The 22108-nt window shown below is 52.5% G+C and carries 22 protein-coding genes; 19 read left to right on the top strand and 3 right to left on the bottom strand.

Annotated elements, in window-relative coordinates; translation table 11 throughout:
* Positions 1-19: 19 nt before the first annotated feature.
* From BBD41_RS01835 to BBD41_RS01780, 12 genes are all read left to right on the top strand, one after another.
* A complete protein-coding gene (locus tag BBD41_RS01835) occupies positions 20-613 on the top strand; it encodes a glucose-6-phosphate isomerase (RefSeq protein ID WP_206098281.1) in 594 nt (197 codons plus the stop codon).
* A gap of 15 nt (positions 614-628) precedes the next feature.
* A complete protein-coding gene (locus BBD41_RS01830; protein WP_099476519.1) occupies positions 629-1570 on the top strand; it encodes a phosphoglycerate dehydrogenase in 942 nt (313 codons plus the stop codon).
* Positions 1567-2442, top strand: a complete 876-nt coding sequence (locus tag BBD41_RS01825) for a sugar phosphate isomerase/epimerase family protein (RefSeq protein ID WP_237086995.1) — start codon at positions 1567-1569, stop codon at positions 2440-2442. The genes BBD41_RS01830 and BBD41_RS01825 overlap by 4 nt, the downstream gene beginning before the upstream one ends.
* 44 nt (positions 2443-2486) lie before the next feature.
* A complete protein-coding gene (locus BBD41_RS01820) occupies positions 2487-4277 on the top strand; it encodes an L-fucose isomerase (protein ID WP_099476517.1) in 1791 nt (596 codons plus the stop codon).
* Positions 4278-4803: 526 nt separating this feature from the next.
* Complete coding sequence (locus BBD41_RS01815) at positions 4804-5886, top strand: Gfo/Idh/MocA family protein (protein WP_077565801.1); 1083 nt, start codon at positions 4804-4806, stop codon at positions 5884-5886.
* Positions 5887-6032: 146 nt separating this feature from the next.
* The gene (locus BBD41_RS01810; protein ID WP_099476516.1) at positions 6033-6422 is read left to right on the top strand and encodes a VOC family protein; all 390 of its coding nucleotides are present in this window, start codon (positions 6033-6035) and stop codon (positions 6420-6422) included.
* A gap of 125 nt (positions 6423-6547) precedes the next feature.
* A complete protein-coding gene (locus BBD41_RS01805) occupies positions 6548-7072 on the top strand; it encodes a DUF3189 family protein (RefSeq protein WP_099476515.1) in 525 nt (174 codons plus the stop codon).
* A 142-nt stretch (positions 7073-7214) separates the two neighbouring features.
* On the top strand, positions 7215-8204 hold the full coding sequence (locus tag BBD41_RS01800; RefSeq protein WP_099476514.1) for a glycosyltransferase family 4 protein: 990 nt from the start codon (positions 7215-7217) through the stop codon (positions 8202-8204).
* Positions 8204-8776, top strand: coding sequence for a class I SAM-dependent methyltransferase (locus tag BBD41_RS01795; RefSeq protein WP_077565806.1), 573 nt, complete (start codon positions 8204-8206; stop codon positions 8774-8776). The genes BBD41_RS01800 and BBD41_RS01795 overlap by 1 nt, the downstream gene beginning before the upstream one ends.
* A 39-nt stretch (positions 8777-8815) precedes the next feature.
* Positions 8816-9922, top strand: a complete 1107-nt coding sequence (locus BBD41_RS01790) for a class I SAM-dependent methyltransferase (protein ID WP_077565807.1) — start codon at positions 8816-8818, stop codon at positions 9920-9922.
* Positions 9923-9958: 36 nt separating this feature from the next.
* Positions 9959-10654 (top strand): galactosyltransferase-related protein, encoded by a 696-nt coding sequence (locus BBD41_RS01785; protein ID WP_077565809.1) that lies wholly within the window; start codon positions 9959-9961, stop codon positions 10652-10654.
* Positions 10655-10658: 4 nt separating this feature from the next.
* Complete coding sequence (locus BBD41_RS01780) at positions 10659-11408, top strand: glycosyltransferase (protein ID WP_099476513.1); 750 nt, start codon at positions 10659-10661, stop codon at positions 11406-11408.
* 118 nt (positions 11409-11526) lie between these two features.
* Here the strand turns inward: BBD41_RS01780 and BBD41_RS01775 are convergent, their stop codons facing one another.
* Positions 11527-14148 (bottom strand): glycosyltransferase, encoded by a 2622-nt coding sequence (locus tag BBD41_RS01775; RefSeq protein ID WP_237086994.1) that lies wholly within the window; start codon positions 14146-14148, stop codon positions 11527-11529.
* A 220-nt stretch (positions 14149-14368) separates the two neighbouring features.
* On the opposite strand from BBD41_RS01775, the gene BBD41_RS01770 reads away from it, so the two are divergent.
* Together BBD41_RS01770 and BBD41_RS01765 are read left to right on the top strand one after the other, a co-directional pair.
* Positions 14369-14809 carry a hypothetical protein gene (locus BBD41_RS01770; protein WP_077565813.1) on the top strand — a complete coding sequence of 147 codons (441 nt, stop codon included), beginning with the start codon at positions 14369-14371 and terminating at the stop codon, positions 14807-14809.
* Between the two features lie 27 nt (positions 14810-14836).
* Positions 14837-15037 (top strand): hypothetical protein, encoded by a 201-nt coding sequence (locus BBD41_RS01765; protein WP_077565814.1) that lies wholly within the window; start codon positions 14837-14839, stop codon positions 15035-15037.
* A 30-nt stretch (positions 15038-15067) separates the two neighbouring features.
* On the opposite strand, the gene BBD41_RS01760 is transcribed toward BBD41_RS01765, so the two are convergent.
* Positions 15068-16354, bottom strand: coding sequence for a glycosyltransferase family 2 protein (locus tag BBD41_RS01760; RefSeq protein WP_157929257.1), 1287 nt, complete (start codon positions 16352-16354; stop codon positions 15068-15070).
* A gap of 509 nt (positions 16355-16863) precedes the next feature.
* On the opposite strand from BBD41_RS01760, the gene BBD41_RS01755 reads away from it, so the two are divergent.
* Genes BBD41_RS01755 through BBD41_RS01745 form a run of 3 tightly spaced genes read left to right on the top strand, consistent with a single transcriptional unit; the run spans position 16864 to position 19426 of the window.
* Positions 16864-18153 (top strand): M20/M25/M40 family metallo-hydrolase, encoded by a 1290-nt coding sequence (locus BBD41_RS01755; RefSeq protein WP_099476511.1) that lies wholly within the window; start codon positions 16864-16866, stop codon positions 18151-18153.
* A complete protein-coding gene (locus tag BBD41_RS01750; protein ID WP_077565819.1) occupies positions 18150-18944 on the top strand; it encodes a DUF3100 domain-containing protein in 795 nt (264 codons plus the stop codon). Before BBD41_RS01755 ends, BBD41_RS01750 begins: the two co-directional genes overlap by 4 nt.
* Positions 18944-19426 (top strand): hypothetical protein, encoded by a 483-nt coding sequence (locus BBD41_RS01745; protein WP_077565820.1) that lies wholly within the window; start codon positions 18944-18946, stop codon positions 19424-19426. The genes BBD41_RS01750 and BBD41_RS01745 overlap by 1 nt, the downstream gene beginning before the upstream one ends.
* 81 nt (positions 19427-19507) lie before the next feature.
* Here BBD41_RS01745 and BBD41_RS01740 read toward each other — a convergent pair whose 3' ends face one another.
* Positions 19508-19915, bottom strand: a complete 408-nt coding sequence (locus BBD41_RS01740; protein ID WP_077565822.1) for a hypothetical protein — start codon at positions 19913-19915, stop codon at positions 19508-19510.
* A gap of 324 nt (positions 19916-20239) precedes the next feature.
* Here BBD41_RS01740 and BBD41_RS01735 point away from each other — a divergent pair, with 324 nt between their 5' ends.
* Entirely contained in the window at positions 20240-21385 is a 1146-nt protein-coding gene (locus tag BBD41_RS01735) for a type III polyketide synthase (protein ID WP_269467200.1), read from the top strand.
* Positions 21372-22085 carry a methyltransferase domain-containing protein gene (locus tag BBD41_RS01730; RefSeq protein ID WP_077565824.1) on the top strand — a complete coding sequence of 238 codons (714 nt, stop codon included), beginning with the start codon at positions 21372-21374 and terminating at the stop codon, positions 22083-22085. Before BBD41_RS01735 ends, BBD41_RS01730 begins: the two co-directional genes overlap by 14 nt.
* The last annotated feature ends 23 nt before the right edge of the window (positions 22086-22108 follow it).

Below are 22108 nucleotides of genomic sequence, written 5' to 3'. Positions count from 1 at the left end.
AAGAGAGGAGATGGATTTCATGAAAGACAATTATGGAGCGGCCAGTGCTCTCGCACCGTTTGCCGTCTATTTCAGTCTGCACAACGGACGTTCCGACACGCGGGCATCGCTTCGGCGCCATCTATCCAATATGAAGGGCATGTATGCGGATGACCATGCTTTGTCTTTGATGCTTGAACAGGAAGACGTCCTTTTATATGAATTCCACGAGCTTGGCATTCCCGAGTCTCCGGGAAATCTTGCGTTCGGCACAAGCATCGTCTACCCCGGCAAGATCGGCGAAGAGTACTTTATGACCAAAGGTCACTTCCATACGATTCTGGATACGGCTGAGGTGTATTACTGCATCGGCGGCAAGGGATTGATGCTGATGGAAAATCCCGAGGGGGAATGGGAGGTTCAGGAGTTTACGCCGGGCCGCGCCGTTTATGTCCCTGGGCGGTATGCGCACCGAAGTATCAACACGGGCACGGAGCCGCTCATCACCTTCTATGTATTTCGTGCCGATGCGGGTCATGACTATGGCTCGATCGAAACGAGAGGCTTCCGGAAAATTGCGGTGGAGCGGGACGGCAAGCCGGCCCTTGTAGACAATCCGAAATGGCATGCGTAAAAGGAGGGGGACAATTTGGGAAGAAAGGTGCTGGCAACGCCGAGGTCCTTCGGAACGGGAAGCCAGGGAGCGGCGGACCTTCTGGCCAGGCGCGGTTTCGACCTCCGTCTTAATCCGTACGGCCGGATCCTCACGAAGGCAGAGATGATTCGCGAGATCCGGGATGCGGAGGCGGTGATCGTCGGCGTCGATCCGTTGGATCGGGAGGTGCTCAGTCAGGCAGAACGGCTCAAGCTTATCTCCAAATACGGCGTCGGCACGGACAATATCGATGCGGCTTACGCGGCCCAGCGGGGGATTCGGATCACAACGACGGTCGGCGCCAATACCGAGGCGGTTGCGGATTACGCGTTCACACTCATGCTGGCCGCTGCGCGAAGGGTGATCCCGATCGATAGGGCATGCCGCCGGGGAGACTGGACCAAGACGTTGACCGTGGATGTGCATGGCAGCACGCTCGGTTTGATTGGTCTGGGGCATATCGGAAAAGCGGTGGCCCGCCGGGCAAAAGGCTTTGATATGAAAATTATGGCTTATGACCATCTTCGTGATGAGGATTTCGCCGTCCGTCACGGCATCACGTACGTCGATACGCTGCAGACACTGATCGAGCAAGCGGACTTCGTCAGCCTGCATCTCCCGCTGAATGAGCATACGCGCCATCTGATCGGTCCGCGCGAGTTCGAGACCATGAAGGAATCCGCCGTGCTGATCAACACCGCCCGCGGCGGGCTTATCGATGAAACCGCCATGCTGGATGCGCTGAAAGCGGGGCGAATCTGGGGAGCCGGACTCGATGTATTCGAGCGGGAACCGCCCGATCTTGAAGACCTGCATACGCTTGATAATCTTGTGATCGGCTCTCACTGCGCCGCGTCCACAAGACATGCGGTCGAAAATATGGGCATGATGGCGGTCAGGAACGTCATTCAACATTTGTGCGGGGAGGAAGGATGATGAAGCTTGGAATCCATGCATACGCTTGGTGCTCCGAGTGGAGCAACCAATCGCTTGATCTGATTGACAGGGTGAAGGGACTTGAGCTTGATTTTATCGAGATTCCTCTGATGAAGCTGGATTCATTCGATGCTTCGGCCGTGAGGCGACGGTTAACCGATGCAGGCTTGGATGCCGTGACGTCGACCGTGCTGCTTAAGGGGACAGACATCTCGAGCCGGGATCCGGATGTGAGGCGACGCGGGGTTGCATATTTGAAGTCCTGCGTGGAGGCGACCGCTGCGATCGGGAAAACGAATCTGTCAGGCGTGCTGTATTCGCAGCATGTCAAGGACGCGCATGAGAGGCCGTCGGAAGCCGATTGGGAGTATGCCGCAGGTGGTCTTCGCGAAGCGGCAAGGCATGCCCAAAAATACGGCGTATTGCTAGGGCTGGAGCCGGTGAATCGCTACGAGTCCAACTTGATTAACACATGCGCCCAGGCGCTTCAGCTTCGGGACATGATCGGCGAGCCGAACGTCAAGATCCATCTGGACACCTATCATATGAACATCGAGGAAAAAAGCTTCTACGATGCAACGAAGCTTGCCGGGGCTGATCTCATCCATTACCACCTGTGCGAGAATGACCGCGGAATTCCAGGAACCGGCCTCGTAAACTGGGACGATATCTTTCGAGCGCTGGGCGAAATCGGATATAGCGGCTATGCCGCATTGGAATCATTCGTCGACATGACGGACAACATGAACACTTGGGTCTGGCGACAGCTGGCGCCTAGCGGGGACGCGCTGGTTGCTGAAGGCGTGGCTTTCATCCGAAGGATGATGAAGAAGCATCGCCTGCCTGGATCGGCTGCAGGAGGATTTGTTTGAGATTTAAAAATACTGTGGATCAAGAACAGCAAGGAGGGATACGCATGAAAGAGCTTAACCATCGATACGCAGGCGGCTTTCCGAAGATCGGGATCAGGCCGATCATCGACAGGCGCAAGCTCGTAAAGGCGGCACTGAAGGGGATGACCATGGCGCTGGCGCACGAAGCGGCATCGGTCCTGACGGCATCCGTTCGGAACCCGGACGGTACTCCCGTCGAAGTCGTGGTGTTCGAGACCTGCATTTCCGGTATGGCGGAGGCGGCCCGATGTGCGGAGACGTTCCGTAAGGAAGGGGTCGGAGTCATCGTTACCGTGGCAAGCGGCTGGTGCTACCCGCTCGAGACGATGGAGACGGACCCGACGCTGCCGCATGCGGTGTGGGGGTTTAACGGGACGGAGAGGCCGGGAGCGGTGTACCTCGCCGCGCTTCATGCCGCGCATAATCAGAAAGGACTTCCGGTCTTCAAAATTTACGGCCGTCACATCCAGGATCAAGAAGAACGGAACATTCCCGAGGATGTGCGGGATAAGCTCGTTCGATTTGCGCGCGCGGGCATGGCTGCAGCCCTCCTTCGCGGCAAATCGTATTTATCCATAGGCTCGGTATCCATGGGCATTGCGGGCTGCGTCGTGAACGAGGATTTTTACCAGCGCTACCTTGGGATGAAGAATGCTTACGTGGATATGACGGAGGTCGTCCGCCGTATGGACTTAGGCATCTTCGATCCGGATGAATTCGAGACCGCGCTGGCATGGGTGAAACGGTATTGCCGGGAAGGGGAGGATCCGAACGCCGAGCAGGATCGGATTGACCCGGAGCGAAAGAAAGCGAACTGGGCCGCCTCGGTCAAAATGGCGCTGATTGTCCGTGATCTCATGATCGGGAATCCCAAGCTCGCGGCGCTTGGATACGAGGAGGAGTCCTACGGGTATAATGCCATCGCATCGGGATTCCAGGGCCAGCGGGAATGGACTGACCATTATCCAAGCGCCGATGTTCTTGAGGCTATCCTGTGCAGTTCATTCGATTGGAACGGGATCCGCGAGCCGTTCACGGTTGCTACCGAGAACGATAATCTGAACGCGGTGACCATGCTGTTTAATCATTACTTGTCGCATACCGCCCAGATTTTCGCCGACGTCCGTGCCTACTGGAGCCCGGAAGCGGTGGAGCGCGTCACCGGCTGGAAGCCGGAAGAGAAGCTGGCGGGAGGGTTTATTCACCTCATCAATTCCGGCCCGGCCGCCCTTGACGGTACGGGCGAGCAATCAAGGGAAGGCAGGCCGGTCATGAAGCCTCATTGGGAAATTACAAAGGAGGAAGCAGAGGCTTGCCTATCCGCAACGCTTTGGAGACCCGTCTATATGGATCAATTCGCCGGCGGCGGATATTCAACGGATTTCCAAACGAAGGGGGGCATGCCGGTTACGATGTCCAGGATCAACCTTGTGGACGGCGTCGGTCCCGTACTACAGCTTGCGGAAGGCTGGACGGCAGAGCTTCCGCCGGATGTGCATGATATGCTGAATCGACGAACAACGCCTGCATGGCCGACCACCTGGTTCGTACCCGACCTGATCCCGGGCGATCCCGTATTTGACGATGTCTATTCGGTCATGGAGAATTGGGGCTCTAATCATTGCGCGGTCAGCTACGGCCATATCGGCGCCGATTTGATCACGCTGGCCAGCATGCTCCGGATCCCGGTCAATATGCATAATGTTGGGATCAAGCGATTGTTCCGGCCGAGCGCTTGGAGCGCGTTCGGCACGAAGGATCCCGAAGACGCGGATTTCAGGGCATGCTCGGCTTACGGGCCTTTGTATAAATAAATTCATTCTGAGCTATCTGCAAAGGTACTGAATGAGGCACTCTATCGGATCCGGCTCTCAACATTCGCAAGCATAAAACTTGTTACGGTCGTCCGAGCGTCGACGCTGATTATCGTGCCAGTCATCCTTACACCGCGCCGGGAGAGGCACGCGGCTGGCCATGCGGGGGATGATAGACGTGAACTTGGCACCTGCGGTAGGTACCTATGGTGCCTATTTTTTACTTCCGATGATTGAAGGATGTCGTAATTTTATAGTCGAACATGTCGCATAGTTGGACTAAAAAAAATCGCAAGATGTGGTACCTTATATTTGGATGTCAGGAATCAAGGCGCTGCTGCTTACAGAGGACCTGGCCGGCCCGCATCCCATGATCGGCTCAGGCCGACTTGCCGATGGCGGATAGCCCTAGCGGTTCAATATGGCAGAATTACATAGAAGAACGTATACCTGACCCGCTTGCACGTGAAGCGTGCGCATTGGATTCATACCGATTACATTTTATGCAAAGAGACGGTGATGATTGATGAGTAAAGTATATCGTATCGGCATTATCGGCTGCGGCGGCATTGCAAACGGAAAGCATCTGCCGAGCCTTAGCAAATTGAAGAACGTGGAGCTCGTTGCGTTCTGCGATATCGTGAAGGAGCGCGCAGAGGAAGCTGCCAAGACGTACGGAACCGCGGATGCCAGCGTGGTTACCGATTATACCGAGCTTCTTAAAGACGAGACCATCGATATTGTCCATGTTCTGACTCCGAACGATTCCCATGCCGACATTTCGATTGCAGCGTTAGAAGCGGGCAAGCATGTCATGTGCGAGAAACCGATGGCCAAGACGGCGGCGGATGCCAAGCGCATGCTGGAAACAGCAAAGCGCACAGGCAAGAAGCTGACGATCGGTTATAATAACCGGTTCCGTGAAGACAGCTTGTATTTGAAGCAAATGTGCGAAGCCGGCGAGCTCGGCCACATCTACTACGCAAAGGCACATGCCGTGCGCAGAAGAGCCGTGCCGACTTGGGGCGTGTTCTTGGACGAGGAGAAGCAAGGCGGGGGTCCGTTGATCGATATTGGTACGCACGCGCTTGACCTGACCCTGTGGATGATGGATAACTACAAGCCGAAAGTTGTGCTTGGCACTACGTATCATGAGTTGTCCAGTAAGGAAAATGCGGCAAATGCATGGGGGCCTTGGGATCCGAAGAAATTTACGGTCGAGGACTCGGCTTTCGGCATGATCGTCATGGAGAACGGCGCGACCATCATTCTGGAATCGAGCTGGGCGCTTAATACGCTCGAGGTCGATGAAGCGAAGTGCAGCTTAAGCGGCACCGAAGGCGGCGCGGACATGAAGAACGGGCTTCGGATCAACGGGGAGCAATTCAGCCGGTTATACACGAAGGAAATCGAGCTGAATTCCGGCGGCGTTGCTTTCTATGAAGGGCGTAAGGAATCGGCGCCTGATATCGAAATGAGAAAATGGATTGAAGCAATCGAAGAGGATAAGGATCCTGTCGTGACACCGGAGCAGGCGTATGTGGTATCTCGTATTCTTGAAGCGCTGTACGAATCCGCACGCCTTGGTCAGGCGGTATACTTGGATTAAATTTGCCATTTCATATACGTAATATCTGAGGAAAGCTCTGAATTTCAGAGCTTTCTTTACATTTATAGCAAACAGGAAGAATTTTCGAGGGAGCGATTGAATTAATATGGTGCTTAGATGATGGATATGGAAAGCGAGGTAACCGTGTGATTTTTGAAATAACGATACAGGTTCGCGTTGCGAATTATCCGGAGGGGCTGGAATGGTACCGAATGTTGATGAACCGGGAGCCCGATTTTATTCCTCATGAGGGATTTGCAGAATGGGAGCTGATTCCCGGATGCTGGCTTCAAATAGCGGAAGGTGAACCGGCTCCGGGGAGCGGTCCGATCCGTTTAGGTGTACAACATATCGAACGGGAGCGCGATCGTCTTGCCCAGCATTTAAAGACGGAGAGCTTCACCATCCACACCCGGGATGAAGTTCCTGTTAAATGGGGAACGTTTACCGATCCATGGGGGAATCGAATCGGCTTATTTGAATATCTGAATAAGGATGAAGAGAGAGAACGGATCCGAACGATCATTAGTAAATGAAATCATGAAGGATTCCTTGATGTCCCCGTCCACGAGCCGCAGGATATGGAACGCCGATACGGGCGAATGAGAGCTACCTGCTTGGCAATAATATATTTAATAGATTAGGCAGGAGGGGCGGCGGGATGATCTTCATATACCACGATTACGGCGGGACCCACACGACGTCGCTGGCGGCCGCTTACCATTTGAATAAGCTGCCGACGCACCGTAAGCTTTCAAAGGAAGAAATAATGGCCGTTGATTATTTCAACCAGCTCACGGCTTCAGATATGGGCAAGCTCATATTTCGCGGACTGGATGAGGACGGAAATCCAGTATACACGGTTGGCAAAGGAAATTCCAAAGCCGTCCTCCCTGCGATGATTCAAATGGCCGCCATGCTTCAGGAAAAATTCAAAAATGAAGAGCCGATCGTTTTCTCTAATACGTCGCCTACCGTACCGATGGTATTGAGTTTTGGAGGCTTTCTATCCCGGGGACTGAAGATGGATGCGCTTGGCGTTCCGTTTCTGGTTAAGGGGGCACAGCGATGCTGCAGAACGATCCACGAGCTCGTGCTTCACACCAAAGAGACGGCGGCGGCCAGGGCAGCTAAGGATTCGGTGATCGTGCTCGATAACAAGCATTTCAAGCGCAAAGGGCAGTAACAAGACCTTGATCCGTCAGGGTCTTTTTTTGATGCCTTCAATAAGACGTTCATTGATGTGGCCTCTGAAATAGACCGATTCATCAATTTTGTCCATCACGTAACTAGGGGATACACCCTCGAATATAATCCAAAAAGGAGGCATGTCGAACCTAAAGGATAAAGGAGGAGTCAGACTGCCAAAAGATCTTCTGCTGTACGATGTAGACTGGTGGATTCTGGGGAAAACAGCCCGGGTTCTGCAGCGCTATCATCCGGATCTGGAGCTCATGTCGGTAGCCGAAGCAGAAAGGCTCGTTGAATCCGCGGGAGCCCAAGCAATCAACCAGCGTTATTCTGTCATCAGCTCGATGTGCTTAGGAATTGCCGCATGGGCGATCTTTAAGCATATCCGAATCGATTCTTCCGCTGCCGTATCTTATTATTATTTCACGCGAAACTATGAAACCTTTCGGGAATGGACGGATCCGATCGATCCAGACTCTGAATTCCTTCGATTGGTGCTTTCCCGCATCCCCGTCATCGGTGCGATGAACCGCAGGCTGACAGCTGTTCTCCAGGAGTTGACTCCTCAAGGAAGCATCGATTTTATCGGACATTTCGTCGACACGGAGCATTTTACCCCGGCGCAATCCGGGCGAGGTCCAGATCAACCGTTTGTGATCGGGTGGGCGGGCGACAAGGGGAAGAAGTCGAAAAATTATCATTCGCTTTATGAACCGATCAAGCAGCATTTTGACCGTCATCCGGGAATACGGTTTGTGGAAACAAGCGGAGCGTATGCCTATGAAGACATGCCGCGCTTTTACCAATCCATTGATCTTCTTCTGATCACCTCATCAAGTGAAGGCGGCGGAGCGACGGCGCTGGAGGCCTTTGCCTGCGGCAAGCCGGTCCTGTCCACGGACGTCGGGTACATCAGGGAAGCCGCTGCCCCTGAATTATTTCCTCTCATTCTGAAAACCGATCATCCGCTTGATTTCATTCAAGCTATAGAGGGCTGGATGCATCGTAGGGAAGAGCTGGACTTGTTTGGCCAAAAGTGCCGAAAGAACGTGGAAGCGAACTGGAGCATCGAATCGGGTGCACGCCGTTGGATATCCCAGATGTTTAACCGATCGGAGGTGAAGTGATGGGAACTTCGAATTGGCAGAATATTTCGTACTGCGTGGAGCTGATCCGCAGGGTTGCACCGTCTACCGTGCTTGATGTCGGCGTGGGCTTTGGGCGCTGGGGCATGATTTGCCGCGAGTTCCTCGATGTATGGCAGGGAAGGGTGTTCCGGGAGCAGTGGACGACAACCATCGAAGGGATTGAGGTGTTCGAACGAAGCATCGACGATTATCACGAATTTTTCTATAACCGGATATACCGCGCCGAAGCTTACGACTTCTTGGTGACACAGAAGGAACAGAGAATGTACGACTTGATTATTCTAGGCGATGTGCTTGAGCATTTCACGAAACAGCGGGGCGATGAGCTTCTGCGATCTTGTTTGGAGATAAGCCGCTATGTCCTGCTTAACATTCCGATTGGACCGGATTGGCCGCAAGGGAGCGAGTATGGCAATGAGTATGAAACGCACCGGAGTGACTGGAGTGAAGCAGACTTTCAAAAATATCCGGTCGTGGAAAAAAAGATGTTCAAGGACTATATTAACCGCGACTTTGCAACGATGCTGCTGCAAGGAAGTCTGCTTCACTGAGCCTAAACCAAGACAATTGGGTGAGAGGAGCAACTTGGAATGGCTGATCAAACCAGCATGAACCCGCATAAGGTGATATGCTCCGTGCCGATCGAGCTAGTATTTACGGATATCGATGTGAAATCATCACGTACGGAGCATAGGATTGATCATTACACGGAAGCCTGGTTCGAGCATCATCTGCTGCATAGCGATATATCCATTATGCGCTTTACGCCTCACCGGGACCTCTATTCGTATTTCATGGGGCACCAAAATTCTGCGGAAGCCTATCTGGAATGGCACGATAAGATCTACACGACTAGGGGTCTGAAAGCTCCCGACAGGGAGAGTGTGCTTCGTCAAAAGCAGATGGAATTCATCAATATGAGGAATGAAATCCTGAGCAACAGCAGCTTTTTCATGGATCATCCCATTCAAGCCCGATTTAATCCTGCAGGATATTTTAATATCAAGGACGGTCATCACCGGGCCGCCTTCCTGTATGTCTTCGGCTTTCGCCGCGTGTATTTGGAAATGAGCGCTTCAGACTATACACAGTGGATCAATGCTGAACAAGCGGAAGCGGTACGCGCAACGATCCAAGACCAGCAGCGACAGCTTATCTATACGCCGATCCTGCATCCGGCGTTTTATTCTTGGAGCAGTGAGAGAGACAATGTATACCCGACCAGACTCGATTATATGATGCGTTATTTGGGATTGTCTGCTCTGCGCGGAACTCGCGTTATCGATATCGGCTGCAATATCGGATATCATGCACGCTGCTTTACCCGCGAAGGGGCAGTCGTGACAGGTGTTGAACATGATGCCGATCACTGCCGGATGCTGAAGGAGCTGAATGGTTTGGAGCATACGCATTTTCAATGGATCCAGGAGTCCTTCGAAAATGCGAGCGTTGGGAGCTATGATATCGGAATTATGCTGACCGTCTTCTATCATGTCATGAAGAATGATGAGGTATGCCGGGCGTTTCTTGCAAGATTGGATCAATCCGTCGGTCAGCTGCTGTTCTGGGAATCCGGAGATGATCCAAAGAAGGAGAAGATTCTGATCATGGAGCATACCGGCTTCACAAGGTATGAGAAGCTCGCCGACACGTTTGGAACCGGCAAGCTCCGGGAGCTCGGCGTTTTTCAGAGATGATCATCTAACTAAAGGCGAAAGGGGGGGGAGAGCACGATGTTCGAAGACGTTTCTGTGCTGATACCGTATCAACCGGATGGAGGGCCCCGGGACGAAGCTTTTCGCTATGTGAAGGAATTTTACAGGCTTCTTCTGCCAGAGGCCGAAGTATGTGTCGGAGACCTGCCGGAGCATGAACGGTTCAGCCGTTCCAAAGCGATCAACAAGGCGGCAGCATCGGCAACGGGCAACCGTTTCATTATTGCGGACGGGGACTTGATCTACGATCCGAAAAAGATCAGAGAGGCTGTACGACGGCTGGAGGATCATGAATGGATCATTCCGTTTACCAGCATTACTCGGCTGACCCTGAATAATTCCCAGAGCATACTGCGTACCGAGGTATGCTGGCCTCCGAAGATCGAGCTTGAATCGCATCCGCAGGATGCCCGTTTTTTTGTCGGCGGCTTGAATCTCGTAACCCGGAAAGCCTTCGAGGCCGTCGGGGGATATGACGAGCGGTTTGTGGGATGGGGCGGGGAAGATGAAGCTTTTGCCTATTCCTTGGATACGATCGTCGGAAAGCATATTCGTCTGGACGGGAATCTGCTGCATTTCTGGCACCCGTTCGTGGGCCCTGAGGGGAATCCGAATTATGAGTCCAATTATGCGCTGTATCATCGGTACAAGGCCGTACTTGGCAAGCCGGAAGAAATGAGGCGGCTGATTGAGGAAAAGAGGAAAGGAGTCTGACAGGATGCGATTGTCATTGATCGTCCCGGTACTGAATGAAGAAACGTTCATCCCGCTTTATTTGGAAAGCGCTGCAGCATTTGCAGATGAAATTATTATGGTGGATGGCGGCAGCAGTGACCGTTCGGTTCCGCTGATTGAGGAATACAAGCGCCATCTTCCCATTCGCTTGTATCCTATGCATCAAACCGGTCTGCCCTATACGGAGGACTGGAATGAATCGAAGGTGCGCAACTTTCTGATCGAGCAGGCGACCGGTGACTGGATCATGAATCTGGATATCGATGAAATCGTCGACGACCGTTTCCCCGAGATTCTGCCTGAGCTGATGCGGCGAACCGATGCGGATATCTTTCAGTTTCCTTTCGTCAACTTCTGGGGCAATCCCTGGACACTCCGGGTGAACAGTCCGGGGGATGAGCGGTGGTCCAACGATATTACCCGGATGTGGCGGGCGAACATCGGTATAAAGTACCGCGATGAGCGGCATCACTGCACGCTTGAAGCAAGCGGGGGCCAGAGCATATGGAGCCTGCCGCGCGGTCGGGTCGATGTAAATATCTATCACTACCATTACGCGCTCGGCAAAAAAATCAAGTTTAACGATAATCGGCGCGGAGACGTCAACCTTCTGACCAACGTGGGGGACCCGGACTGGAATTTCGAGCATGACGAATACAGCATCGCAACGATGCCGTTCAAGGGGACTCATCCGGAGGTTATCCGGCGGCATCTTCAGGCTGATGCACCTTAAAAAACGGAAGTTCATATCAGCGGAATGCGAATAAGCCTTCGCATCCCGGACCCCTTGCAAACCGGTCCGTGATGCTGAAGGCTTATCGTACTTGGAGGTCTGGTCTGGATGTGTGGGGTTAGCCGGGCTGCGGCTCCTTGGGCCGTAAGGCCTCCTGAACCAGCTGGTCAGGCCGAAGTCCCTTCAGCACTTCGGCATTCTCTAACGTTGCATTCAAATCGAGCAGCTGGTGTGCATGGTAGGAGGGGGCGTCGATGAGCTCACGCCGCGCTTGGACATCGTGCTGTTGTTCGGTTTCGCCGCAATAGATTACGCTATCGAAACGGACACGGCTGAACAAATCCAGCCGATTCGTGAGATAAACCTGCGGACCGGCTTTCCGTATGCCGATGACATCATGCTGATGATACTTCATCAAGTGAACCACGATGAGCTGTTTCCGGTCGGCGGCAAGCTGCTTAACGATCCGCTTCCATCGGGAATCTTGGCGGCTCCACTCCCGCGCTCCGAGCACCAGTACGCACTGGTTCGCACTGTTTGCAAGTCTCGCGGCCACCTCCGGTGCAGATTCCGCTCCGGAAAATAGATTTTCCGGCGGTTTAGGCATTTGCCAGACTTTATTCCATTTCCGCTCATAATAGGACTTGTTGTTTCGCCACAGCTGATCATACTCGCCCGGCTTCAGCTTTTTGATCGTGGCGCTGCCATGATGATATACAAAGGCGTCCTCGATGATTGCCAGTTTGTAACCGGCCCGCTTGACCCGCTCGCAATAATCATCGTCTTCAAACATGCCGACCCCATAATTACGGTCCAAGTCGCCAATTTGTTCGAATACGCTGCGCTTTATGGCCACACAGAAGAAGCCAAGCAGATCGGTATACCGACTTCTGCCTTGGTAAAACTCGTAAAAATCGCGAAGCCAATCCGCATTGGCGCCTTCTACCGGGTTGCCTACGAAATGGTCCACGGCCTGATCATTGCCGACATGATTGGACATAGGCCCGGTCATCGCCAGATCCTGCTCCATCGCCAAAGGGCGGATTAATCGCCTGATCCAGCTTCCATCAGGTACGATCGTATCATTGTTCAACAGAATGATATATTCGCCGCTGGCTTTGCGGCATCCCAAGGCGTTTCCTGCGGCGAATCCGAGATTCGCCCCGGAATACATGACCCGAAATAAACCGGTATCGAGTTCTGCCAAGTAACGCCTGGTCTCGTCGGTGGAACCGTTATCGATTACAATGACCTCCATATTGGGATAGCGGCCCTGCTTCTGGAGGCTGGTCAGACATTGACGCGTGTAAGCCCAGTTGTTATAGGTCAAAATGACAATGCTCACCTTCGGGAATAGCTTTGCCAAGATGTATTCATGGAGCTCCTTATATCTCATGTGCCATGTATGAGATCGAGCAAACTGCATCCTTGCTTGGGCCACGCTCGGGTCCTCCTGCTGGAGGGATCGTTCAATCGCATGCTCGAAGTCTTCAGGCGTCCGGGCGACGAGCGTTAAACCGCTCGCCACGCTTTCCAGCTCGGGCAGATAAGTGGAAACAACAGGCTTCCCTGCTGCCAAATATTCATAAAGCTTCACCGGATTGGTTGCACGGGTAAGCTCGTTTTCCAGAAAAGGAATCAAGGCAACATCAAAACGGTGGAGGTAGGATGGAAGCTGTTCATATGGCTTCTCGCCTAGGAGCATGATGTTCGGGAGCCTCTCGACGACAGATGTGTCGCAGCCGAACGTGTGACCGATCAGGACGAATGTCCAATCCGGCCTTCTTGCTGCCAGCTGGCCAATGAGCCGGATATCGAACCAGTCGGAAATGGCTCCATAGTACCCGATGACCGGTCCCCGAATCGACATGAGCTCGGGTGCAACGGGCATGGGATTGTGAAAATGGGATGCATCTGCCGCATTTCGTAAAAGCAGTGTAGAAGGATGAAGTGTCTGCAAACGGTCATACAAAGCTTGGGAGGAGGCTACGACCAAGTCGGCGCTGCGAACCAATTGCTCCTCCTGGCTCAGTATGGCTTTGTCATTAGTAGAGAATCCTTGATGTTCGTCCATGCAGTCATACACTAGCTTGTGATCGTCCATGGCGGTTACGAGCGGCGTCCAGAACGGCAGGTCGACAATCGAAACAAGATGCTCTACCTGGAAGCGATCCCGGACATGATCAATGGACCACCTAAGATACCGGATATCCGTCTCATTCATCAAGTCCCTGTACAGATTCAGCTTGCGGGTGGCACAGAGCGTAATCAACCAGATGTTGGGCTCAATCCGTTTGATTCCGACATGCCGTGCCACATCTTCATAAGCGGGTTCTTCCATTGGAAGCACCGCGATGTCGGTGGTTATATAAAACACCCTGTGGCCGTGGAGGGCGAACTGCTCCGATATTTGCTGCGGCCGTTGCCACCGGAAGTCCCAATCAATGACCGGAAACCGGAACACGTCATATTGGCCGCGCTCTCCTGCTGGCGGATGCGAGCGAATATGCGCAGCTTCCGATCGGGTCAGTTCCTTGTCTTGGGCAGGTAAGAAGGGGCTTAAAGGCAGCGGCTGGGCCGGATGAGGCTTCAGCTGTTTGGAGGTGCCCGGAAGCGGATAGGGGACGTTCAGCAAGCGTTGTCGAGCGGATCTGTTGCGTTCTCCAAGTTTCTTAACTGATCGAGAATTTCGTTTTTTTATCGGCTTTCGGGACCTCTTCCGTGGTCTGTTCAACACCATTCTCCTCCCTAAGCGATTGTCTATGGTCATAAATTATGTATCCATCCGGATTTCCGCTTGGGTAGATCACCATTTTTTGCAATCGATGGGGTATCCTTTCACGATTTTGTTTCCATTAGTGGACGAATCGGTAGGCCTTTTGATCATCTTTAATACAGCATGTATCCACTTGCAGGATGCCGACATATTGTACTCAAGACCAAATGAAGGAGGTAGAGCCGTGAAATTGCGCAGAACATTTGTTTACCGTTCCGATTGCATTCCAGCCTTCCGGAGGAAAAATACGACACCTACTAGAAAGAAAACAAGCGGCATTCGAAAGCATTGGGTACGATTGAAAAGGTTTGTGGTCGTAAGGTTGGCAAGGCTGGCGGATCAACTGACAATACTAAGACAGCAGGTGGATCGCTTGTCCGTCAATGTGAGTGCTCTTCAGGAGCGGGTTAATGCTCTGACACCCGGCCAAGGAGGAGGCGGAGGTGGAGGCGGGGGCATCGTATCCTTCTTGCGCGCTCGCGTCGGGACCCTCGTCACACTGGAGACGCCTGCCGGAACGTTATTTGGAACGATTATCTTTGTGGGGGTGGATTTCGTTCAGCTGCAAGAGGCCGATGGGAGCATTGTATTAATCCCGCTTCGCAACGTGTTGTCCCTAGTATAACAATGAAGACAGGAGAGATGTATACCCATGAACTTTTTGGAAGCCATAAGACAATTCATAGGGAGAACCGTCGAGGTCGTCCAGCCGGGACAGTTTCTTCAAGGGAGATTGGCATCGGCCGTCGACGGAGTTGTGACAATTGAAATCGTAAGCTCGAGCTATATTCCATCCGTGGAGCAGGTTGCAGTTTTTGGAAATAATATTACATTCATCCGGATTCTTCCTTAAGTATGCCTAAACGTATCATCGGCCAAGGCCTTATTTATCCGGGTCCATTATAGATAAGCTCCACGGTTTATATTGATGCTCATGCATTCGCGTCATGCTGCCGCTTCGAATTCGCCGGTGATAAAGCGGCAAGGGGAGGTAGCGCATCGTTTCTTCGGTGGCAAGCCGGGCGAGCAGCTCAATATCCTCGTATAACCTTCCTTCCTGCGGCATCAAAGTGCTCCATCCGTTATGTTTGATTAACAGACCGACACGGAACATCCGGGGAGCCAGGGCAGGTCCTTCTTCAAGAAGCCATTGACGGGAGAGCGCTTCCGGCGGTTTCTTAACGCCCCGGAAGACCAGCTCCCCGCTTCTGCGCTCATTCCATTCGTAGTGGTCGGCGTATATCACCCCTGACCCCTTCGAGTTCAGGGCAGCTTCTGACAGCCGTATCAAGCTCTCGTGCGACAGCCAGTCATCGGCGTCAAGCTCCAGCAGCCACTTGCCGCGGGCCCTTTTCAGGGCTGCATTCAGGCAGGCGGCTTTGCCTTCGTTTTGGTGCTGTCTATAACAGCGGATTCGCGGATCGCCCTGCAGCGTCTCCAAATACGCCGGGGTTGCATCGGTTGATCCGTCATCGATGATCAGAAGCTCCCATACAGGGCCGGTCTGGGCCATAACGGAACGGACAGCCCAAGGCAGATAATCGGCGTTATTGTAGGTGCAGATCACGACCGATATGACAGGGGAACATAAAGCCTCCCGTTGCCCTTCGATCAACGTCCGGCTGCGTTGAATGATCGGCATAAGCTCGCTGGCTTCCAGCTCGGGATTTCTAATAGGCTGCTCAGGATAGGTCCTAGCGGGCATATAAGCGTCTGTGCTCACCATCTTCCACCGATAAGCATGGCGAATCCGGACATATTGGTCAAAGAGAACCAATGAATCGAAGGGCAAGAAATTTCGTCCTGCAAAACCCGGGCACGTGCCAGTCATCACCGCCGAGGTACGCCATAGAACCGCGCAGTCCTGGATCATTTCCGGAGATCGCGTTGCGAATAATGGCCGAGGTAGGATGACGATTCCGCCATCCCCGTTTTCCAGATCTTGCATCCAGCCTTGAAGCTGTTCCCCAAGCTCGGGCCGGAGAATATCGCCGCCATATAAAGTGAGAAAATACGATTCGTCATAGCTTTGAAGCGATCGGTTCAAAGAATCGGCTGTGCGTGTCTCGGGGATCGTGATCACTTCCCAATCGGGCAGCACGGCTTTCAGGGATATTTTCGTCTGTAGGGTGCCAGATTGACTTCCCCTGGAAATGATAAAAGCGATCATGGCGTCTCCTTTTTCCATCCGCGGTTATTGAATCGGTTCTTTAGTGCTGCGTATAGCATTGTATGCAGCAAATGCCCAAATGACACGCAGCCGTAAGAGGTCATGGGGTGTCCAATCCAATCTTAAGGCAGACGGTTTACGCAGAACGCAGATCAACCTAACCATAAGTGCAGGATTTGAGGAGTGAGCGGCGGAGGAGAGTACAAAATAGACTCGGGGGCAACATAAGAAGCTAGAGAAGCTAGGCGATGCTCGAAGGTGGGATTCAACAACCAACGACTTATACACCTTAACGATTCAACGTTCAGGTATGTCAGGTTTCATAACTACTCAGACTTACAATATCTGCCATTTGGTAATTGTAATGTCGCTTTTCGGATAATGGCATGCGAGTATCTTATTTCAATACATTATAAAGTTTATAGAAAAATAATATAAAGTGATTATTGTTGACATAATCAAAGGAATTAAAATAACATTAGGATTATTTCATCATGAAGGAGGCAGCTATGAGTTTTAAGGAGCAGTACGAAGAAATTGCGCAAATCGCCCGGACGATATTCGAGCATCCTGAGCTCGGGTACAAAGAATTCAAGACAAGCAAGCTGGTTGAAGAATTTTTGAAAAAAGTAAATCCGGAAGTCGAGCTTCAGCCGTTCAGCACGACAGGGCTGCGGACCTCGCTCGGGGCCGGGAAACCGCTTAATATCGCATTTATTGCAGAGTTGGATGCGGTGTATGCACCTTCCCACTGGCGTTCCGATCCGGCAACCGGTGCTGCGCATAATTGCGGGCATTATACTCAGGTGGCAATTGCGCTGGCATTGTACAAGCACTATGTGGAGACCAAGGCTTATGAAAACCTTGACTATACGCTGACGTTCATTTTCGTTCCTGCGGAAGAGTATCTGGATCTTGCCTACCGGGACGAGCTCCTTACGAAAGGAACGATCTCGTATTACGGCGGAAAACCCGAAGCGATGAAGCTTGGGGTCTTCGACGATATTGATATCGGACTGTGCGTTCACGCCATGGGCGGGGAGTTCGATAAGCGGACGATCGAAATCAACTGCGACCTGGCAGGTTTCTTGTACAAGCAGTATACATTTAAGGGCAAAGCAACGCATGCCGGGTTCGATCCATTCTCCGCCAAAAATGCCTACAGCATGTCTACGCTGTTCAATGTTGCGCTTGGACTCAGCAGGCAGCAGATGAGAGACAGCGAGAAGGTCCGAATGAACCCGATCGTTCTTGAATCGGATATGTCGACGAATGTCGTTCCGAACCGGATCACGGTCGGAAGTGATTTGCGGACCCTTTCCGTGGAGTATATGAAGGAAGCCGCAGACAAGATGGACGATGCGGCGAGGGGAAGCGCGCTGGCGCTGCAGGGCGAGGTTGACATCAAGACGCAGATGGGATATCTGCCGTTCGTTCAGGATCGATATTTGTCGGAATTTGTAATGGAGGCATTCCAGCGCAATGATGAAATCGAGGCGATCTGGAACAACAATGCCATCAGCGCGGCAGGCGATATTGGAGACCTGGCGTTTATGATGCCATGCATACAGATCGGTTACAGCGGCTTTACGGGAACGATTCACGGGGATGATTTCAAAGATATCGACCCCGAGTATATTTATGAGGTGTTCCCAAGATTCCTGACCCAGGTGCTGGAAGGGATGAGCGGCCGAATCGATCGCTCGAAGCTGTACCGCAGATCCTTTGCCGAGTACGAGCAGCTGCTGGCGTCCATTGTGAAGGTAAAGTCGATAAACGGAAATGAGGTCAAGTCATGAAGTCGAAACAATCATTCCTCTATTTACTCGCATTCGTGCTGATCGTCATTGCGGTTTCCGAGTTTATCGGGATTCAAGCAGTGAAGGTCGGCTCTGTAAAAATAAGCTTGCTGCCGCTGGTGTTCGCGATACTGATTACGATGATCCTTGGCTTGTCCATCTTCCGGAAAGGCTTCATGAAGAAGATCTACAGCGAGGCGAATGTCGGCTTCTCCAGCAAGTACCTGATCTTTATCATGCTGCCGCTGATGGCAAGATACGGAGCCGATGTCGCTCCGAGAATCGAAGAGATATTGAAGGTCGGCTGGGTGTTTATCATCCAGGAGATCGGCAACCTGGGGACGATTCTGCTCGGGCTTCCAATCGCCATCCTGCTCGGCCTCCGGAGAGAAGCGATCGGCTCGACGCTGGGTCTCGGGCGCGAAGGCGAGCTGGCCTACATATCCGAAAAATATACGCTCGACTCCGACGAGGGACGGGGCGTGCTATCCCTTTACATTATCGGCACATTGTTCGGAACGCTGTTCTTCAGCATCATCGCACCGATTATGTATGCCACCGGATTCTCGATTGAAGCGCTGGCCATGGCTTCCGGTGTCGGATCCGCCAGCATGATGACTGGCTCGTCGTCAGCTCTGATCGCTACCGCGCCTGATATGGAACAAACCATCAACAGCTATGCCGCAGCGAGCCAGCTGCTTACAAGCTTCCTGGGAACCTACACGATGGTATTCCTGGCCGTGCCGCTGCAGCGGTTCATGTACAAATTGTTAGTCAGAGGTGATAAATGATGAGCACCGGCATGAATAAGTATGCGAAATACGCCCTCGTCCTCCTGCTCAGCGTCAGTCTTATCCTGTTTACGGAACAGATGAAGTTCATTAAGAGCGGAGAAGGCCATATTACATTCGGAACGATTACAGGCTTGGCCGTATTGTGGCTGTTTTCCTTTATCGGGGTCGTCATCTCAACGTTAATGAAAAAAGTGCCGGTAAAGTTCTTGCAGGAGTTTCCGGTCCTCGGCTGGGTATCCATCGTGTCGCTCATCTGCTGCCTGATCTCGGACGTATTCGTTGACGCTATTGCCAATGTCAATTTCCTCTCCATCACGACGCCTATTCTGGCTTTTGCGGGCATCTCCGTTGCCGACCGGTTGGCCGATTTGCGCAAAACGTCATGGCGTGTCGCTATCGTTGCGGTCTTTGTATTTACAGGAACCTATGTGGGGAGTGCTCTTTTGTCGGAGCTCGGTCTTTACTTATCTGGAAAATAACATCCATAGGACTTAAGAACAACCCGGCTTATCCATCGATAAGGCGGGTTGTTTGTGCTTGCAGCGGGCAGCAACATGTCCTTATTCCATTTCCTTCGGTTTGTCGCCGATCAGACCCAGCAAAAACATTTGGGAGTAGGCGTAGCCTTTATAGATTTTGGTTACGCACGAAGGGATGGTCAGATCGAGATCCATGTAAGTCGTCAATATTTGCTGCGTGAACTCTTTCTGGTCCGTCAAGGAATATTCCTGCAGCCGTTTGGCGAAATCCTTGCTGACATGTGCTCTTCCGCCAAGCGCTTGCTGCAATCGGTATCCTGCCAGGTATAACTCTGAAGCGACCGCTTCATCCGTGCCCCGATGCTCGGCAACATAGCTTCCGATCCAGTCACGAACCAGAGAGGAAGGGTCCGTGTTATTCTCCTTCGCAATTTGTTGGAAGCTCTCTTTCAGCTCTTTGGAGATTCGGATATGCAGATTGGTATCCATCGTCAAAGCCCTCCTAGTGATAGTGAGGCTATTGTATCTAATTTATGATGATAATGTCAACACAACGTATACACAAATGTTCAAAAATGAGATATAGGCTAGGCATAAATAGCAATCTATAGTGAAGGTTCGACTCACTGCGGTGGAAGCAAGCAAAATCATAGGCAGGGCTTTTTTTGTTTTTTAGGTACATTGGTTCGATCTGGATACGATTTAACCTCTTTGGGATATGCTAACTTCATCCACAATCGAAATTTGGAATTCAATATGTCCGAAATAGGGTATACATGAGTACATTCCAAGTTTGTACAGGAGGTTGGCGAAGTGAGATCATCGACCATTGCGATCTTGGGGATGGGGACTTCCCTGCCCGTCCACTCGGTTTCACAGTCCGATATTGCGGATATGATTGCCGCATCTATACAGGATCGACCGGATTTGGCCCGATTTGCGAAAAGGGTCTTCAAGTCATGCGGCGTAGAGAGACGGTATACCTGTGAACCCAGTTACCTAGGGCGGCTTGAGGATTGCCGTTATTTGCCGCTCCGCGAGGGATCGGCGGTACCGACCACGGAGGAGCGCATGCGCACCTACCAGCGAGAGGCGCTCCCGCTTGGATTGGAGGCGGCTGAGAAGGCACTGAACGATGCCGGCATCCCCCGTGAAAATATCTCGCATATCGTTACAGTCAGCTGTACGGGGCAATTTCAACCGGGCCTGGATATCATGCTGATTCGGCGCTTGGGTCTATCGCCACGGGTCAATCGGCTGCCATTGATATTTCAAGGGTGCGCCGCGGGGCTGAAGGCGATTCAGATGGCGCGGGATGTCGTTAAGGGTGACCCGGGAGCCAATGTGCTGGTTGTATGCGTGGAGCTGTGTACGCTTCATTTTCAGCCGGTGAAAGAGAGGGAGGCATTGTTTGCCGCTTCGTTCTTCGGGGACGGAGCGTCCGCCTGCGTCATCGGCTGCCCGGAGGCTTGGCATCAGCATGTTCTGGAGCTGGGCTGCGGTTATTCGGTACTTCTTCCGGATTCAACGGAGGACATGACATGGGAGGTTGGGGATATCGGCTTTGATCTTTATTTATCCCCCCGGATTCCTAAGCTGCTGGCCGCTCATCTTGAGGAAGAGCTTCGGCTCCTGCTCGATGGGGACCAGCAGCCTGATTTGTGGGCGATCCACCCGGGCGGAAGAGGCATCGTTGATGCGGTGCAGGAAGTGATGCGTCTAAGTGATGAACAGACACGATACAGCAGAGAGATTTTAAGAGAGGCCGGCAATCTCTCTTCCGTCACCATTATGTTCGTGTTGAACGCGATGCGCCTGGACATGAAAAACCGGCATGAGGCCGCTGCAGAAGGGGTTGCCATGGCGTTCGGCCCCGGACTTACGGCCGAGCTTATGCGCTTCAGCTACGTTCCGGCATATTCTTCATCCACAAGCGAGCAAGAGCATGTCCTTCTTTAGACCATTGTCCATGCGGGCACAGGAAGAGGAACTGATGGATGATTTTTCCCTCGGCGGTAATGATTTAAGCGAGGCGCTCAAGCACTTAAGACGACTGAACAAACTGTTTGCTGCGCCGGGACCGACGCTGGCCGGGGTGGATCAATTATGGAAGCGCATCGGAAGTCCAGGCAGCCTCAGCATCCTGGATGTAGGGGCAGGCTCGGGCGATATTAACCGGAAGCTGATCCGATGGTCTGAACGTAAGGGGATCCGGCTGACGATAACCCTGGTCGATTTGACGGAGGAAGCATGCGAGGAGGCTAGGCGATTATTTTGCCGGGAGCCAAGGGTGCGAGTACAGCGGGCGGACGTGAGAGATCTCCCTGAAGCCTCCGCCGATATTGTGACAGGCTCTCAGTTCGTCCATCATTTTGACGGCGAGCAGCTGGCCGAAATCGTATCTCACATGCTGCGGGCCTCCATTCACGGGGTCGTGATCAATGACATCCATCGCCATCGGGTGTCTTATACAGCCGTATGGTTGGCAACGCGTCTCATTTCCCGCAACCGGTACATCCGGCATGATGGTCCGTTGTCAGTCGCCAAGGGCTTCAACGGCAGCGATTGGGAGGAGCTGAAACGGCGATTGGATCATGAGACGATGACCTATGAATGGAGACCGTTGTTCCGCTATTCGGTTATTATCCCTAAGATATGAGGTGCCAAGCGACTCCAATATTG

Source organism: Paenibacillus ihbetae (assembly GCF_002741055.1).
GTDB classification, from domain to species: domain Bacteria; phylum Bacillota; class Bacilli; order Paenibacillales; family Paenibacillaceae; genus Paenibacillus_AQ; species Paenibacillus_AQ ihbetae.
This window is presented reverse-complemented; position numbering and strand designations above follow the sequence as displayed.